A 16,398-nucleotide genomic window follows, 5' to 3' on the forward strand; every position below is an offset into this window, starting at 1 on the left:
ATGACCCTTTCGGTCGCCGTGCTGATGGACCCCATCGGCGCGATCAAGGTAGCCAAGGACACCAGCCTGGCCATGCTGCTGGAAGCCCAGCGTCGCGGGCACACGCTGCATTATTTCGAGCAGGGCGATCTGGCGCTGCGCGATGGCGCTCCGTGGGCGCGGATCGCTACGCTCAGCGTGCGCGACGATCCGAAAAACTGGTACACGCTGGGCGAGGCGCATTGGCAGGATCTGCGCGAGATCGACGTGGTGCTGATGCGCAAGGATCCACCGGTCGACGCCCAGTTCATCTACGACAGCATGGTGCTGGAAGTCGCCCAGCGCGGTGGCGTGGCCGTCATCAACGATCCGCAGTCGTTGCGCGACTGCAACGAGAAGCTGTTCGCGCTGCAGTTTCCGCAGTGCATCGTGCCGACGCTGGTAGCGCGCGACGCGACGGAACTGCGCCGTTTCACCGCCGAACATGGCGAGGTAGTGCTGAAACCACTGGACGGGATGGGTGGGCGCGGCATCTTTCGGGTCAAGGCCGGCGACAGCAATCTCAACTCGATGCTGGAAACCCTGCTGGCCGGCGGCACCCACGGTGAAGGCCGTCAGCTCACCATCGCGCAGAAATACATTCCCGAAATCACCGCCGGCGACAAACGCATCCTGGTGATCGACGGCGAGCCGGTGCCATACGCGCTGGCACGTATTCCGCAGGGCAACGAATTTCGCGGCAATCTCGCGGCCGGCGGTCGCGGCGAAGGCCTGCCGCTGTCCGAACGCGATCGCTGGATTGTGACCCAGGTCGCGCCTGAGCTACGCCGACGCGGCCTGCTGTTCGTCGGCCTGGACGTGATCGGGGATTACCTGACCGAGATCAACGTCACATCACCGACCTGCGTGCGCGAACTGGACGCGCAGTTCGGGCTTAATATTGCCGGCCAGCTGTTCGACGTCATCGAGCAGCGCGTTTCCGGAAATCGCGCCGCGTGAGTCAACTTGCAACTGATCCCCTCAAGCCGACCCTCTCGATAAAAGCGGCCGGCGAAGCACCCAACCCGATCAGCGCCACCTTGCTGTTTTCACTATTGCTGCACGGGGTGCTGTTGCTCGGCATTACCTTCCACTTTGCGAAGCTGAAACCCAGCCTTCCCACGCTGGACGTTACCTTGGTCAACGTCGCCAATCAGGAAGCACCGGACAAAGCGGACTTTCTGGCCCAGGCCAACAACAGCGGTGGCGGACAGAACGACCGCGCCGCAAGGCCCTCGGATCTTTTTTCCGGCCCGCTTCCGCAGCCGAACCCTGGTACGGCGCCGACTCCGGTCGAAGCAGCTATTGCGCAACCCACCGATGCCACGCCAACCCGGATGGTGACTACCAGCGGCACCAGCAACTTCACCGTCGATAGCGATACCGCGAAAAAGCAGGTCGACCCGCAGAATCAGGCCACCACCACGGAAGCGCAGACTGAGCAGGCCATCGCGAAGCTCACCGCCGAGGTGAATCGTAAAAAGGTGGCCTACGCCAAGCGCCCTAAGATCAAATTCCTCACCGCCAGCACGAAGGAATACGCTTACGCCGCCTATATGCGCGGATGGTCCGACCGCGTCGAACGAGTCGGCAATCTGAACTATCCGGACGAAGCGCGCAGGCGTGGCGTGCATGGCGACGTGCTGCTTACTGTCGTGCTCAATCTTGACGGTAGCATCAAGAGCATTGACGTGATCCACAGCTCCGGAGAAAAGCTGCTTGATGCCGCAGCTGAACGGATCGTGCGACTGGCCGCGCCGTTCCCACCGGCACCGCAAAGCGGCGAAAAGATCGATGAACTCAATATCACCCGCACTTGGCAGTTCCAGCCGAACAACGTGCTGCAAACCCGCTGAAGCGCAACGCGCGTGACGTGCTTACAATGGTGCCATGAACACCGTCGTACCCAATATCCTCACCGGCCATTTCCTGATCGCCATGCCTAGTCTGGCCGATCCGCCGTTTTCGCGCGGCGTGGCGCTGCTCTGCCAGCACGACGAGGATGGGGCGGTCGGCCTGCTGGTAAATCAGTTATCCGAGTATCGCTTCGGTGACGTGCTGGCACAGATGAAACTCGAATGCCTCGACAGTGATCTGGCCGACGCGCCGGTGCTGATCGGCGGGCCGGTGCAGCAGGAGCGCGGCTTCGTGCTGCACCGCGAGCACGGCTACTGGGAATCGAGCTACCGCATCAACGCCGAGTGGTCTGTCACCACTTCGCGCGACATCCTGGTGGCAATGGCCGCCGGTGAAGGCCCTAGCCAGGCCGTAATGGCGCTCGGCTACGCCGGCTGGGACGCCGGCCAGCTGGAGCAGGAACTGATGGCGAACGCATGGCTGACCGCCGAAGCCAGCGGTAGCATCGTGTTCGACACACCACTGGAAGATCGCTGGAGCGCCGCCGCCGGGCTGGTCGGCGTCGACCCACGGCAGCTGTCCAGCTACGCGGGCCACGCATGAGCTGTGTGCTCGGTTTCGATGTCGGCAGCAAACTCACTGGCGTGGCGGTCGGCAATCGCTTTACCACCAGCGCCAGGGCACTCACCACGATTGCCGTGCGTGATGGCGAGCCAGACTGGCATCGTCTGGACGCCCTGCACAAGGAATGGCTGCCGGATACCCTGATCGTCGGCCTGCCGTTGACCCTCGATGGCGGTGAACAGCCAGCCAGTCGCGCAGCCCGCCGTTTTGCCGGACAACTGCAAAAACGGTACGGGCTGCCGGTCGCCTTTGTCGATGAACGGCATAGTTCGCAGGACGCTGCCGAAAGGTTTGCCGAAGCGCGCGCCGCCGGCCTCAAGCGGCGGCGTGATGCTGTAACAATCGATGCCGAGGCCGCCGCTGTCATCGTGGAACGCTGGCTGCTTGAAACACCAGCAGCGCCTGCCGCCGATCACTGAACACTCCATACCCCACTTTCAGAACCGATGCCATGAGCCCACGCCTGCGCCACCTCACCACGCTGGAAAACCTGCCGCGCGACACCATCGAGCGCCTGCTCGATCGCGCCGAAGCACTGCGAGACGCCTGTGCCCACGGTACGCGCAAGCTCAGCGTACTGGCTGGTCGCACGGTACTGAACCTGTTCTTCGAACCTTCCACGCGCACACGCACCTCGTTTGAATTGGCCGCGCGGCGACTCGGTGCAGACGTCGTCAACTTCGATATCGGTTTCTCGTCGACCAGCAAGGGCGAGGAGTTGTTCGACACGCTGCACACCCTCGAGGCGATGCATCTCGATGCAATCATTGTGCGCCACAAGCAGTCGGGCACACCGGACGAGCTGGTGGGACACGCGATGAGCGGTGTGTCGGTGATCAACGCCGGCGACGGCAACCGGGCGCATCCCACGCAGGGCCTGCTCGATGTCTTGACCATCCGCCAGCACCGGCCGGATTTCGAGAATCTGATCGTGGTGATCTGCGGCGACATCAAGCATTCGCGCGTGGCGCGTTCGGACATCCACGCGCTGACCGCGCTGGGCACCAAGGAAATTCGCGTGTGCGGCCCGTCCACGCTGATGCCGTCAGCGGAGGAATTTCCCAAGGTTCACTACGTCGAGAATTTCGACGAGGCGATCCGCGGCGCCGACGCGGTGATTACCCTGCGCCTGCAGAAAGAGCGCATGGCCGCTATCGACCTGCCGGACGAAGCCGCCTACTTCAGCCATTACGGCCTGGATCAGCGCCGCCTCGCGCTTGCCGCCAAGGGCTGCCTGGTGATGCACCCTGGCCCGATCAACCGTGGTATCGAGATTGCTTCCGACGTGGCTGACGGTGCGCAGTCGCGCATTCTCGAACAGGTCGGCAACGGCGTGTTTGTACGCATGGCCGTGCTGAACGAGCTGCTGGCGCGCTGACGAACCAGGCTCCCGCCTAGCGGCAACCAAAGCGGACGTTCTTTGATCTTTGGCCGGATACGCAAAGTTATCGTTAATTTGCCGCACCGCGACAACCCGCAAAGCGGCATAATATCCCCGCAGCACTCATAAACTCTGGGGATCATCATGCGATCGACGACGCGCTTCATGGCGCTGGGCTTGACTAGCTTCGTGCTGGCAGCTTGCGGACACAAGGATAAGGACGCTCCGCTGGCTTTCGTGCCGGCCGATACGCCTTACGTGGTAGCCAATCTGGATCTGCTGGACGACGACACGCGCAAGGCACTGCTGACCCAGGCCGATACGCAGCTGCCTTCGCAGCTGGCTCAGCTCAATGCCACGGCCGACCAGATGGCCCAGAAAGATCCGGATGGCGCGCGCCTGATGCACGCGCTGGTCGCCGAATTCAACGGCAAGACGATCGAAACCTTCGCCCAGAATGCCGGCCTCGACCTGAAGGGTTATTCCGCTCTGTATGGCCTGGGCCTGGCGCCGGTATTGCGCATCGGCCTGAGCGATCCGAAAGCCTTCGATGGCTTTATCGGACGACTGGAAACCGCGTACGGCAAGAAGCTCGATATCGTCAACCTCGGTGCGCAGAGCTATCGCAAATACACCTTTGCGGCCTCAGGCACGCAGGCCATTATCGCGATGGTCGGCAAGCAGGCCGTGCTCTCACTGCTGCCGGCGGATGCATCGCCAGCGCTGCTGCGTCAGGCGCTTGGCCTCGATCGACCGGAGAAGAGCCTGCAGGATGACGGCCGACTGGCGACCCTGGCCAAGGCCAAGGGTTATCAGAACTGGGTGGTCGGCGACCTCGACCTGACCCGCGCACTGCCGATGGCGATCAGCGGCACCGATCCATTGTTCGCCTCGATCATCAAGGCACACGCCGCTGCTGAATCGGCCAAAACCGGCGAGCCGGTGGCCAACCAGCTGCAGACCTCACCCAGCTGCGCACCCGAAGCAGCCCGCATCGCCGCACGCGTGCCAGCCATCAGCTTCGGATACACCCAGCTGGATACCGGACATCAGAACGTGCGCTTCGATATCGCGCTGGCTGACGACATCAGCAAGGCGTTCTCCGGATTGAAGGTGGAGCTACCTGGTCTGGGCAGCGCCGGGACCGCGCCATTCGACGTCAGCATTGCACTGCCGATCGCACAATTGCGCACATTCTGGTCGGCTCAGGCCGACGCGGTCACGACTCATCCATTCACCTGTCCCGCGCTAACCGATCTCAATGACGGTTTCGCCAAGCTCGGCCCGGCCATGCAGAAGGCGGCGATTCCACCGTTCGGCGACATGCTCGGCCTGCGCATCGTGCTGGACACACTGGTGCCGGCCAAGGACGGTACTGGCATGCCGACCTTCACCGGCCGTGTCGTGCTGGGCAGCAATAATCCCACCGGTCTGCTGGCAATGAGCCAGATGATGGTGCCGGCGCTAGCCCAGCTCAAACTCACACCCAACGGACCGCCAGTACCGCTGCCCAAGGATATGGCCAGCATGCTGGGACAGCCGATGTGGATTGCACTCGGCGACAAGGCCATCGCGATTGGCGTGGGTGCGGGTGAAGATGCACAGCTTGCCGACACACTCAAAGCGCCCACGGGCGACACCGGGCGCACCGGCCGCATGCATCTTAGCGGCGCGATGTACATGACCTGGCTACAGCTGATGGAAGCGAAGGCGGACAGCCTTTCCGCCACTGCAGCTGCGCTGGGCAAGAGCGATGATCCGTCAATCGATGCCGCAGACAGCAGCCCCGAGGACGCCACTCAGATAGCCGCCGATGCCGCACGTTCAAAAGCGCAGTTCGCCGCAATGAAGGCACAGGCCGCTCGCGTCAACAGCATCGATGCGGAAACGCACGTTGAGGCCGACGGCATGGTGATCACCAGCCAGACCACGTTGAAGTAAAAGCCGCATCCTCTTGCGGCCATCTACATTGGTGGCCGCAGGGTGCAACACCGCTCATAAAACCGGAGTGCCGACGCGCTCCGGTTTTTTTTGAACCCGAGATTGACTCACGGAAGCCGTCTGCAAATCTGCCAGGCCCCAATGAGTCCGCCTCGCGCATCGTCACTTGCTGAACCGAATCACCGGATCGCCACACAATTTTCACGCATCGGCTGTTGCCATATGCAGCACGGAAGCCGGCAGTAACGGCATCCAACTGTCGCTACCGACAGCTTTCCATCACCAAGGAGATAGCCATGCGTACACGTTCACTGATTCGCAACAGCGTCATTGCCGCCGGCCTGATGGTCGCCTTCGCAGCTGTTCCGTTTAGCCAAGTCATGGCCCAGGATTCAGCGACTTCCAACCAGACCGTTCCGGAAAAGGCAGCTGATGGCTTGATCACCACCAAGATCAAGTCCGTACTGGCCACCACCAAGGGCATCAAGTCCACCGATATCTCGGTTACCACGGTAGAAGGCGCCGTTACTTTGACTGGCACGGCTACCAACGCCCACGAGAAGTCCCACGTGATTCGCGTGACCAAGAAAGTGAAGGGCGTCAAGAGTGTTGATGCTTCCGGCCTGACCGTCAGCGCTGCACCGGCATCGGGTTCCAGCTCCGGCATGTAACAGGCTGATCCCGCATTGCTCGTAATGCGATAGCAAAGAAAAAGGAGCCTTCCGGCTCCTTTTTCTTTGCTTGAACGCCAAGGCGAAATCAGCGATTGAGCAGATTGCTTCCACCGCCGAATCCGTGTGAATCACGCGTTTCTTCCAACTCGACGCCGTCAAGTCCCTGCGACAGGGTATGTGCATCGCCACCCTGCGCCAGCTTGATGCGCAGGCGCACTTCGTTGGAGCTGTCGGCGTAACGCAGCGCGTCTTCGTAGGAAATCTCGCCAGCGTGATACAGCTCGACCAGGCTTTGATCGAACGTTTTCATGCCGAGCAAAGTCGACTCCTTCATCACTTCTTTGAGCTTGTGGATATCGCCCTGACGGATGTAATCCTGCACCAGCGGCGTGCCTAGCAATACTTCCACCGCAACCCGGCGCGCCTTGCCATCCGGTGTGGGAATCAGCATCTGCGCCACGATGCCCTTCAGGTTCAGCGAGAGATCCATCAGGAGCTGCTCGCGACGATCCTCGGGGAAGAAGTGCAGGATTCGGTCCATCGCCTGGTTGGCATTGTTCGCATGCAACGTACACAGACAAAGATGGCCGGTCTCGGAAAAGTTGATCGCGTGTTCCATCGTCTCGCGCGTGCGCACCTCGCCGATCATGATCACGTCGGGTGCCTGGCGCAGGGTATTCTTCAGCGCGTTTTCCCAGCTGTCGGTGTCGATGCCGAGTTCGCGCTGCGTGATGATGCAGCCCTCGTGCTTGTGCACGTACTCGATCGGATCCTCGATGGTGATGATATGGCCGGTCGAATTCTGATTGCGGTAACCGATCATCGATGCCAGCGACGTCGATTTGCCGCTGCCGGTGGCGCCAACGAAGATGATGATGCCGCGCTTGGTCATTGCCAGCTGCTTGATCACCGGCGGCAGGGTCAGCTCTTCCGGCGTTGGAATTTTCGACTCGATCCGGCGCAGCACCATGCCCACGCAGTTGCGCTGGTAGAAGCACGACACGCGGAAACGCCCCACGCCTTGCGCGGAAATCGCAAACTGGCACTCGTGGGTTTTCTCGAATTCCTCACGCTGTGCGGGCGTCATGACGTTCAGCACCATATCGCGCGACTGTTGCACGCTGAGCGGGCTCTGGGTGATCGGCACGATACGGCCCTGCACTTTCATCGACGGCGCCACACCAGCCGTGATGAAGAGATCGGATGCCTTCTTGTGCACCATCAACTTCAGAAACGAGGTGAAATCAAAATCGCTCATGGCGAGACTCCGCAGAAAAGGAAACGGGATACAAGGAGCCGAAAACAACAGCCAAAGCCGGAACCCGGTCTATTTCAGCCGATCCATGCTTACTATTCCCTGCTCCCGCTCTCACTTGAAAGAATCCTTGTTCTTGGCATACGTCGATGCTTCCTGGCGCGTTACCAGTCCACGCTTGACCAGGTCCAGCAGCGTCTGATCCAGCGTCTGCATGCCGAACTGCTGACCCGTCTGGATCGCCGAATACATCTGCGCAACCTTATCCTCGCGGATCAGGTTGCGGATGGCCGGAATGCCAACCATGATTTCGTGCGCCGCGATGCGACCGCCGCCGACCTTCTTCAGCAGCGACTGCGAAACCACCGCGCGCAGGGATTCGGACAGCATCGAGCGCACCATCGGCTTTTCACCTGCCGGAAAGACGTCGATGATGCGGTCGATGGTTTTGGCCGCTGAGCTGGTATGCACAGTACCGAACACCAGATGGCCGGTTTCCGCCGCCGTCAGCGCCAGTCGAATGGTTTCCAGATCGCGCAACTCGCCGACCAGGATGTAGTCGGGATCCTCGCGCAGCGCCGAACGCAGCGCCTCGTTGAAGCCCAGCGTGTCGCGATGCACCTCGCGCTGGTTGACCAGACACTTCTGCGAGGTGTGCACGAATTCGATCGGGTCCTCGACCGTCAGCATATGACCGTATTCGTTCTTGTTGATGTGATCGACCATCGCGGCCAGCGTGGTCGACTTGCCTGAACCGGTCGGGCCGGTCACCAGGATCAGGCCCTGTGGCTGCTCGATCAGCTCCTTGAAAATGCGCGGGCAACCTAGGTCTTCCAGCGTCAGCACTTCCGACGGAATGGTACGGAACACCGCACCGGCGCCGCGGTTCTGGTTGAACGCGTTGACGCGGAAACGCGCCAGCCCCGGAATCTCGAACGAGAAGTCGGTCTCGTAGAATTCCTCGTAATCACGGCGCTGCTTGTCCGACATGATGTCATAGACCAGCGCATGCACCTGCTTGTGTTCCAGCGCGGGAATGTTGATGCGGCGCACGTCGCCATCGACGCGGATCATCGGTGGCAGCCCGGCGGACAAATGCAAGTCCGAGGCCTTGTTCTTTACCGAGAAGGCAAGCAGTTCGGCAATATCCATCTATGTTTTCCCCTGAACCCATCGTCTGGATGGCTTGAGTTTTATGGCGTGAATGCAGATATGGCATCGCGAATGCCGACGATAATCGCACGGATAAGGTGCTGTCGCGCGTTGCGCGCGCCCCCCTTGCATCTGTAAGCGAAGAACCCCGAATCCCCCTGCAGTCGCTTCGATACTACTCGTGCAACAGGCTGTGCAGCCAGTCTTTTCCCACCGCAAAAGCATAAAATCCCGGCAGCCTGTGCGCTGCCTCGCAAAACAGGAGTCACCGCCATAAGCGAGGCAAGGTCGACCTGCTGGCAGCCTCCATTTTGTGTGGCTGTGACGACAAGACAGCATCGCCGAACCCCCGCCTCCGGTAAGGTAGCGGCCTCGACATTCGCCCTTTGAGGAACCTTGCATGGCACGACTTGCCTTTATCGGCGGTGGCAACATGGCGCGCAGCCTGATCGGCGGCCTGCTGAAAACCGGTATGCCCGCAGCGACCATCAGCGTGGCTGAACCGCTGGCCGAAGCGCGCCACGCACTGGGCCGCGAATTCGGCGTCGCCTGCTACGCCGAAAACCGCCTCGCCGCGGCCGATGCCGAAGTCATCGTGCTGGCCGTGAAGCCGCAGATCATGCCTGCGATCCACACCGAGCTGCGCGACACCCTGCAACGCAACCGACCGCTGCTGATCTCGATCGCCGCGGGCGTGCGGCTGGATCAGCTTGAGCGCTGGTTCGGTGCTGGCCTCCCGATCGTGCGCTGCATGCCCAACACCCCTGCTTTGATCGGTGCCGGTGCCACCGGACTGTGCGCCAACCACCGGGTGAGCCCGGCACAAAAAGCGCAGGCACAGCACATTCTCGACGCTGCCGGTCTCACTCGCTGGATCGACGATGAAACGCTGATGGATACCGTCACCGCGCTATCGGGCTCCGGCCCGGCGTATTTTTTCATGCTGGTCGAAGCGCTCGAAGCCGCTGCCGTTGCACAAGGCCTGCCGCGCGATACCGCCCGCGCCCTCGCCGCACAAACCTGCCTGGGCGCCGGCCGCATGCTGGTCGAAGGTGGCGAAGATCCCGGCGTGCTGCGTCAACGCGTCACCTCACCCAATGGCACGACGCAAGCTGCGCTCGAAAGCTTCAGCGCTGACGAACTCCCACGCATCGTTGCGCGCGCCGTTGCAGCCGCCACCCATCGCGGCGTCGAACTCGCCGCCAGTCTGGATACCATCTCGTGAGCTATCTGCTAAATGCCATATCTCTGCTGATCGAACTTGCTTTCGATGCCGTCATCACCCTATTGATCGTGCGCCTGCTCGCCGAAGCCTCCCGCGCCGATTTCAACAACCCATTGAGCCAGTTCGTCTACCGCTACACCAATCCTGTGCTGGCACCCGTGCGGCGGGTACTGCCCAACTGGCGCCGCATCAATCTGGCGGCACTGCTGCTCGCATGGCTGGTCATGCTGCTGAAACGACTGGTGCTGTTTCTGCTGATCGGCGTGATGCCGCATGCTCTCGGCCTGGTGGTATTGGCCTTCGCCGAACTGCTCGATTTCCTGCTGCTGTTTTATCTGGTGTTGATTTTTGCGTGGTCGCTGATGAGCATGCTGGCCGTGGATCGGCGACAGCCGGTACTGCGTCTGGCGGGCTCTATCGTTGAGCCGCTGCTGCGGCCATTGCGTGGGAAGCTCACGGTGGGAAATATTGATTTTTCGCCGACGGTGGTGATGGTGGGGTTGTTGCTGGCGCGCATTTTGATAGCGGCGCCGTTGTTGGATTTGGGGACTAGGTTGGCCTTGACTGGCTGATTTTTCGATGTTTTAGAAACAGAGCTTTCGTCCTCCTTCGGAGGGCGAGTTACTTCTCTTTGCGTGGCCAAAGAGAAGTAACCAAGAGAAAGGCCACCCCATTTGGCGCTTGCCGGGCTCCGCCCGCCAAGTCCGTGAGGCGTGGCCGGGCTTTTCGACAGGACTCCTGTCCTGACGAAAAGGAATCGACGTCCATGTCGATTCCCCTTACGGGCCTATCGACCTCGCCTCACCGCCGCATAGGGGAGTTGGAAAAGCAGAAGCAACCTCCCGATGCCCACTCTGACGATCCACATTTGCGGCTGTATAAGATCAAACGCTCTTTTAGGAATAGCTAGATCACGCCGAAAGTCCGCCGTCTATCACCAGACTATGACCAACGACGTACGACGAAACAGGTGAACTCAGCCAAAGAATCGCATTGGCAATTTCTTCGGCCGTCGCCAATCTCCCAATAGGAATATCCGAGGCTAATGCAGCCTTGTGCCTTACACGTTCGACTTCGCTAAGGTGAGCAATCCGCCGGTCTTGCCGGGGTGTATCTGTTATTCCCGGGCAAACCGAATTGATACGGATACCATCGGATATGTATTCCTTTGCTGCTGATCGAGTGAGTCCAATTACAGCGTGCTTTCCAGCGCTATAAAGAGCTGCAGATGGCGTTCCAGAAAGGCCCGTAATGGATGCTACGTTGACGATTGTGCCACCGCCATTTGGAAGCATCGCCGCGATCTCGGCACGCATGCAGCTAAAGACACCTTGAACATCGACTGCCAATTGATCAGCAACCTCTTGATCCTTCACTTCATGGGTTCTTGAAAGCTTGAATTCGTAGGCAGCGCTATTGACTGCACAGTCAAGTCTGCCGAAATGATCAACAGTTGAGCGCAATAAATTATTTACTGAGGAAGAGTCGCTGACATCACACTCGAAAAAAGTGGCCTCGTCACCAACGGATCTCAATAAATCCGTTGCAGTTTTGCCTTTTTCGCGATTCCTAGACGAAAGAACTATCCGCGCGCCAGATGCCGCGAACGCTCTAGCGACAGCTAGTCCAATGCCGGAAGTACCGCCCACGATCAGAGCGACCTTCGATGTAAGTGCGTAATCCATGCTCGCCTTTGGTGCCTATTAGACCCGGCACCCGGGCGATGTTCTTGATCGTTTAGCAAAGCGCAGTATCGGTCAAGTGCACTTATGATTGGAGAAATTTAGTCATAATATTTGCCTGGATAAATTCAAGAATATCCGACATTCCAATCTGTAAATCGGTAGCGCCTCAACGCATCAAATAAAAACATTTGCCACAGCTTTACAGACATAGCGCAGGATGCGCGCTGCTTTTAAACGGGGCCCCTGTGCGGCGGTGAGATGGGGTCGACAGGCCCGGAGGGGGATCGACAGGGATGTCGATTCCTTTTCGTCAGGACAGGAGTCCTGTCGAAAAGCCCGGACCCAACTCACGGACTTGCCGGGCAAGGATGCCCGGCAAGCGCCAAACGGGGTGGCCTTCTCTTTTGGTTACTTTTCTCTTGGCCAGCCAATAGATATTAAATATATACAATAGGCTTGTTCATGCCAGGAGCGCCAACTTGAGTGCAAATGTTAGGGTGTATAGCTATTTACGTTTCAGCGATGCGCGCCAATCAGCGGGCAGCAGCGCCGATCGACAAACCCAGTACGCCGTGCAATGGGCCAATAAACGTGGGTTACAGCTCGATGAGTCGCTATCACTTCGCGACGAGGGGCTAAGCGCTTTTCATCAACGCCACGTCAAACAAGGCGCGCTCGGTACTTTCTTGCGCGCGGTGGAAGAAGGCAGGATCACGGCCGGCTCCGTGCTGGTCGTGGAAGGGTTAGACCGCCTTAGCCGCGCCGAACCTATTCATGCTCAGGCTCAACTAGCCCAAATCATCAGTGCGGGCATCACGGTAGTTACCGCCAGCGACGGCCGCGAGTACAACCGTGAGGGTCTTAAGGCAAATCCCATGGACCTGGTCTACAGCTTGCTCGTGATGATCAGGGCGCATGAAGAAAGCGACACAAAGAGCAAAAGAGTCAAGGCCGCCATTCGACGCCAGTGCGAACAATGGATCGCAGGCACCTATCGAGGGCTCATTCGAAGTGGCAGAGACCCGCAATGGTTGAGATGGGAAGATGGCGCGTGGCACACAGTCCCCGAACGCGTAGAGGCCGTCCGGATGGCCATCAACCTCTTCCGTGCCGGGCATGGCTCTCTTGCGATTGTCGACCGATTGAACGCGGCCGGTCTCTTCCTAGCCCCCACGGGTAATATCGCTATACGCCTTTATAAAGTCTTTCGACTTCCAGCGCTCGTCGGGACAAAAAGGCTCGCCATCGATGACACGGCGTATTCGCTACCGGACTATTACCCTGCCATTCTGAGTCGTGATGAGTTTGACGAACTGCAGGTTGTTGTACAGCAGCGAGGAAGGCGCAAGGGCAAAGGTGAAATTCCGGGCATCGTCACCGGCATGCGGATCGCCTACTGCGGTTATTGCGGCTCAGCCATGGCCGCACAAAACCTGATGAGTCGCCGTCGCGACAAGGAAGGTAGGGTCCAGGATAGCCACAGACGTCTGTCCTGTTGCTTCGGTCGAACCAGTCGCCGATGTCCCGTCTCCGGTAGCCTAAGCGTCGTCCCCGTCGAGCGGGCCCTACTGAGCTATTGCTCGGATCAGTTCAACCTGAGCGCATTGCTTGATTGCACCTCAGCGGACCAACCCATCAAGCAAAAGCTGAGTGAAGCACGAACACGCTGCGCTAAAATTGACGCGCAGATCGAACGACTGACGAACGCCTTATTACATGACGATGGCGCCGTACCGATGGCCATCATGAGCAAAATACGGGAGCTAGAAACCGCGCTTGATCAGTCCAAACGTGAGGTGACCAGCGCTGAGGCGGAACTTGCCAACCTGACGCGGAAGACTCCAGCGACCGCTGATGCATGGGCATCGCTCGTTACCGGAATAGCCGCCCAGAACTACGACGCACGACTCAAGGCACGCGAATTGGTCGCTGACACCTTCTCACGCATCGTGATTTACAGGAGAGGAGTGACGCCAAGTGAAAGTGGCGAGCAGTCGTTGGAAATGATGCTCATCCCGCATGGGGGACAACCGCGAACCCTCAGAATTCACCGGAAAACAGGTGATTGGATCGCCGGTGAAGATGTCCTCATGGCGGAAACTTCAATCTTTAACGCGCCGGCTCAATAGAGCTTGCCCGGGTGGCGACGCCTGCACGCGCAGGTGTCCCATTCCCTGCAGAAAGTTTTTATAGCAGGCCAGTGTGACGTTCCAAACCTCCCGCGCGACGGTCGACCCTGACTCAATAATTTTTCCGTCTTCATCGATGATGGCCAACTTGGCCTGTTTGCCGTCGGTGGTGGTCACCGTCAAACCTTCGAAGCAGACGGCACTGATGGCCGCATTCGACAGATCGCCTGTCTTAGGGATGCCGATCATATTTCCTCCCCTACTGGCTTTACCCGTCGTACAGCGCGCGAAATGAGTGGTGCTTGTTTCATGTGCAAACCTTGATGCGTTGCGCAGCAATAATAACCAAGCCATCGTCAGCACCACTCGCCGTCTGAGCAAGAGGGCAAAGATGTACCAGCGATCTGGCACATCCACACAAACGACATTCATTCCCGCGTGGGCTCGACCGCCGGCGTGTCGATGGCTGATGGCTAGTCCGCAGGTTGTCAGACTTCGGCTATGGCTAGGCTGCCGAAGTACATCAGATTGGCCATGGAAGCCAACATCCGGCGATCTGGTCGCGCTTAGCGATGGCCACCGCTGTATAGCTGTGAAAATGTTCGGGTCGTTCGGTAAAAGGTAATCAAGGTAACCACGACGGCGAAACCGAATGAAAATCAATACAAATCAATACTATACAATGAATGTCAAAAGGTAATTTTTTGATAACCACAAGGTAATTGATTACCTTGACAAAAAGTAATCGGAGTCAAACATAAAAGCCTTATGAATCAATCATATGAAAAATGATTACCTTTTTGATTACCTAAAATTACCTTAGAAAGGTAATTAATTTATTCTTCGCAATCAGTTAGTTAGGTCAGTTTTAGCCCGATATCACCGTGATTACCTTTTTCCGAACCCCGCCCCGATATCCTGACCTCAGTGGCGCCGCCAAAGCCCCTGAAACGACTTCGCGTGCGTCGATCTGCGTCAACCATCTTCCTTCCCTGACGTATTGAGCGCCGCACGCCGCCGCCCTTTCTAGCCTGTGGATCGTTGCGTCGAAATCCCTGTGCAAAGGGAGCGCGGGTGCGGCGGGGGAAACCGCGCAGCCTGGGTGCCGCGTCGGCGTCAGACCCAAATTGAGTAGCACAAGCGTTTTACAGGCCGAGCCTGCGTATCAGTGCTTTATTTTCACCTAAAAAGGTGAAAACATGGCGGCCATGACCCTACAGCTCACCAGTCGCCAATCCAACATCCTTGAGTTCATCCGGAACCGATTAGAGAGCGGTCGAGAAGCACCCACGCTCGAAGAAATTGGGCACGAACTGGGCATTGGCCACGTCAGTGCCGTACTCAAACATGTGCGTTCGCTCGAAGCCAAAGGCCGGTTGGTGATTGAGCCCAACCGCGCGCGCGGCATTCGTCTGGTCCACACCGCCGATCCCATGGACAGCGATACCCTGGAACTGCCGTTGGTCGGTCGCATCGCCGCAGGCGAGCCGATGTTTTCGGAGTCACGCGTCGAGCGTGTGCTGCGGGTGTCGCCGTGGCTGTTCCGCCTGCGTCCGGACTATCTCGTGCGCGTGGTGGGTGATTCGATGCGCGACGAAGGCATTCTCGATCAGGACATCGTGGGGGTGCATGCCACGCCGGTGGCCCGTCACGGCCAGGTGGTTGCCGCGCGTGTGGATGGCGATCGTTTCACGATCAAACGCCTTCACTGGAAGGGCGATGTGATTCGCTTGCTGCCCAACAGTCCTGGCTTCCATCCGATTGACCCCGATCCCACCGAAGACTTCGCCATCGAAGGTCTGTTTGCAGGCTTGCTGCGGGGCAGCTGATGAACGCTGTGGTCCCACTCTCTGCCTTGCTCGATGCACGTCAGGTCTGGCGTGGTCGTGCCTCCGAGGTGCCGGTCGGTGACCAGCCCACCGGATGGCGCGCGCTCGATGCGGTGCTGCCCGCAGGCGGTTGGCCCGAGGCTTCACTGTCCGAGATCCTGTTGCCCGTCGATGGCGTGGGCGAGCTTCGTCTCGTGCTCCCCACGCTTGCAAGATTGACCCAAGGCCAGCGCCACGTGGTGATCGTATCGCCGCCGTATGCGCCGTGTGTTGCTGGATGGCGCCAGCAAGGCGTCGACATGCGCCGGGTGGAATTCGTCGATGCCGGCGAGAAGGATGTGCTCTGGGCCACCGAACAGTGCTTGCGATCAGGAAGCTGCGCCGCCGTGCTGGCGTGGCCGCATCACGCCGACGATCGCGCCTTGCGTCGTCTGCAGGTGGCCGCCGTCACCGGGCAGGCGATCGCTTTCGTGTTTCGCGATCGCTCCCGCCTTTCCAACGCATCACCTGCCGCGTTGCGTCTGGAACTGGAAGCACCACCGCGCCCGCAGATATGGGTGCGCAAATGTCGAGGCGGTGCCGTGCCCGCGCAGGCTATTCCCTTGCCGCGTTCTGTCCATTGATGGCA

At 59.4% G+C, this 16,398-nt stretch carries 16 protein-coding genes; 12 read left to right on the plus strand and 4 right to left on the minus strand.

Annotated elements, in window-relative coordinates; genetic code table 11:
* The 7 genes from gshB (at window position 1) to HDE79_RS09015 (ending at window position 6,492) form a co-directional block, all read left to right on the plus strand.
* Entirely contained in the window at window positions 1–978 is a 978-nt protein-coding gene (gshB, locus tag HDE79_RS08985; RefSeq protein WP_184601580.1) for a glutathione synthase, read from the plus strand.
* A gap of 38 nt (window positions 979–1,016) precedes the next feature.
* On the plus strand, window positions 1,017–1,874 hold the full coding sequence (locus HDE79_RS08990; protein WP_343205941.1) for an energy transducer TonB: 858 nt from the start codon (window positions 1,017–1,019) through the stop codon (window positions 1,872–1,874).
* 34 nt (window positions 1,875–1,908) lie between these two features.
* On the plus strand, window positions 1,909–2,478 hold the full coding sequence (locus HDE79_RS08995) for a YqgE/AlgH family protein (RefSeq protein ID WP_184601581.1): 570 nt from the start codon (window positions 1,909–1,911) through the stop codon (window positions 2,476–2,478).
* A complete protein-coding gene (gene ruvX / locus HDE79_RS09000; RefSeq protein WP_184601582.1) occupies window positions 2,475–2,918 on the plus strand; it encodes a Holliday junction resolvase RuvX in 444 nt (147 codons plus the stop codon). Before HDE79_RS08995 ends, ruvX begins: the two co-directional genes overlap by 4 nt.
* A 32-nt stretch (window positions 2,919–2,950) precedes the next feature.
* Window positions 2,951–3,877, plus strand: coding sequence for an aspartate carbamoyltransferase catalytic subunit (locus tag HDE79_RS09005; RefSeq protein WP_184601583.1), 927 nt, complete (start codon window positions 2,951–2,953; stop codon window positions 3,875–3,877).
* A gap of 147 nt (window positions 3,878–4,024) precedes the next feature.
* Window positions 4,025–5,821, plus strand: a complete 1,797-nt coding sequence (locus tag HDE79_RS09010) for a hypothetical protein (protein ID WP_184601584.1) — start codon at window positions 4,025–4,027, stop codon at window positions 5,819–5,821.
* A gap of 296 nt (window positions 5,822–6,117) precedes the next feature.
* Window positions 6,118–6,492 (plus strand): BON domain-containing protein, encoded by a 375-nt coding sequence (locus HDE79_RS09015; protein WP_184601585.1) that lies wholly within the window; start codon window positions 6,118–6,120, stop codon window positions 6,490–6,492.
* 88 nt (window positions 6,493–6,580) lie between these two features.
* Here HDE79_RS09015 and HDE79_RS09020 read toward each other — a convergent pair whose 3' ends face one another.
* Both HDE79_RS09020 and HDE79_RS09025 read right to left on the minus strand, forming a co-directional pair.
* The gene (locus HDE79_RS09020) at window positions 6,581–7,753 is read right to left on the minus strand and encodes a PilT/PilU family type 4a pilus ATPase (protein ID WP_184601586.1); all 1,173 of its coding nucleotides are present in this window, start codon (window positions 7,751–7,753) and stop codon (window positions 6,581–6,583) included.
* 111 nt (window positions 7,754–7,864) lie between these two features.
* Entirely contained in the window at window positions 7,865–8,902 is a 1,038-nt protein-coding gene (locus HDE79_RS09025; RefSeq protein WP_184601587.1) for a type IV pilus twitching motility protein PilT, read from the minus strand.
* Window positions 8,903–9,302: 400 nt separating this feature from the next.
* Here HDE79_RS09025 and proC point away from each other — a divergent pair, with 400 nt between their 5' ends.
* Window positions 9,303–10,127 carry a pyrroline-5-carboxylate reductase gene (gene proC, locus HDE79_RS09030; RefSeq protein WP_184601588.1) on the plus strand — a complete coding sequence of 275 codons (825 nt, stop codon included), beginning with the start codon at window positions 9,303–9,305 and terminating at the stop codon, window positions 10,125–10,127.
* Complete coding sequence (locus HDE79_RS09035; RefSeq protein ID WP_184601589.1) at window positions 10,124–10,699, plus strand: YggT family protein; 576 nt, start codon at window positions 10,124–10,126, stop codon at window positions 10,697–10,699. Before proC ends, HDE79_RS09035 begins: the two co-directional genes overlap by 4 nt.
* Window positions 10,700–11,038: 339 nt before the next feature.
* Here the strand turns inward: HDE79_RS09035 and HDE79_RS09040 are convergent, their stop codons facing one another.
* Window positions 11,039–11,812 carry a glucose 1-dehydrogenase gene (locus tag HDE79_RS09040; RefSeq protein ID WP_184601590.1) on the minus strand — a complete coding sequence of 258 codons (774 nt, stop codon included), beginning with the start codon at window positions 11,810–11,812 and terminating at the stop codon, window positions 11,039–11,041.
* Window positions 11,813–12,291: 479 nt separating this feature from the next.
* Between HDE79_RS09040 and HDE79_RS09045 the strand changes: the two genes are divergently transcribed.
* Complete coding sequence (locus HDE79_RS09045) at window positions 12,292–13,941, plus strand: recombinase family protein (RefSeq protein ID WP_184601591.1); 1,650 nt, start codon at window positions 12,292–12,294, stop codon at window positions 13,939–13,941.
* Here the strand turns inward: HDE79_RS09045 and HDE79_RS21810 are convergent.
* The gene (locus tag HDE79_RS21810) at window positions 13,915–14,373 is read right to left on the minus strand and encodes a hypothetical protein (protein WP_221437436.1); all 459 of its coding nucleotides are present in this window, start codon (window positions 14,371–14,373) and stop codon (window positions 13,915–13,917) included. The genes HDE79_RS09045 and HDE79_RS21810 overlap by 27 nt on opposite strands.
* A 776-nt stretch (window positions 14,374–15,149) precedes the next feature.
* Between HDE79_RS21810 and lexA the strand changes: the two genes are divergently transcribed.
* Window positions 15,150–15,770 carry a transcriptional repressor LexA gene (gene lexA, locus HDE79_RS09055; protein ID WP_184601663.1) on the plus strand — a complete coding sequence of 207 codons (621 nt, stop codon included), beginning with the start codon at window positions 15,150–15,152 and terminating at the stop codon, window positions 15,768–15,770.
* A complete protein-coding gene (imuA, locus tag HDE79_RS09060) occupies window positions 15,770–16,393 on the plus strand; it encodes a translesion DNA synthesis-associated protein ImuA (protein ID WP_184601592.1) in 624 nt (207 codons plus the stop codon). Before lexA ends, imuA begins: the two co-directional genes overlap by 1 nt.
* Window positions 16,394–16,398 lie beyond the last annotated feature (5 nt).

This window comes from Rhodanobacter sp. MP1X3 (assembly GCF_014207165.1).
GTDB lineage: Bacteria > Pseudomonadota > Gammaproteobacteria > Xanthomonadales > Rhodanobacteraceae > Rhodanobacter.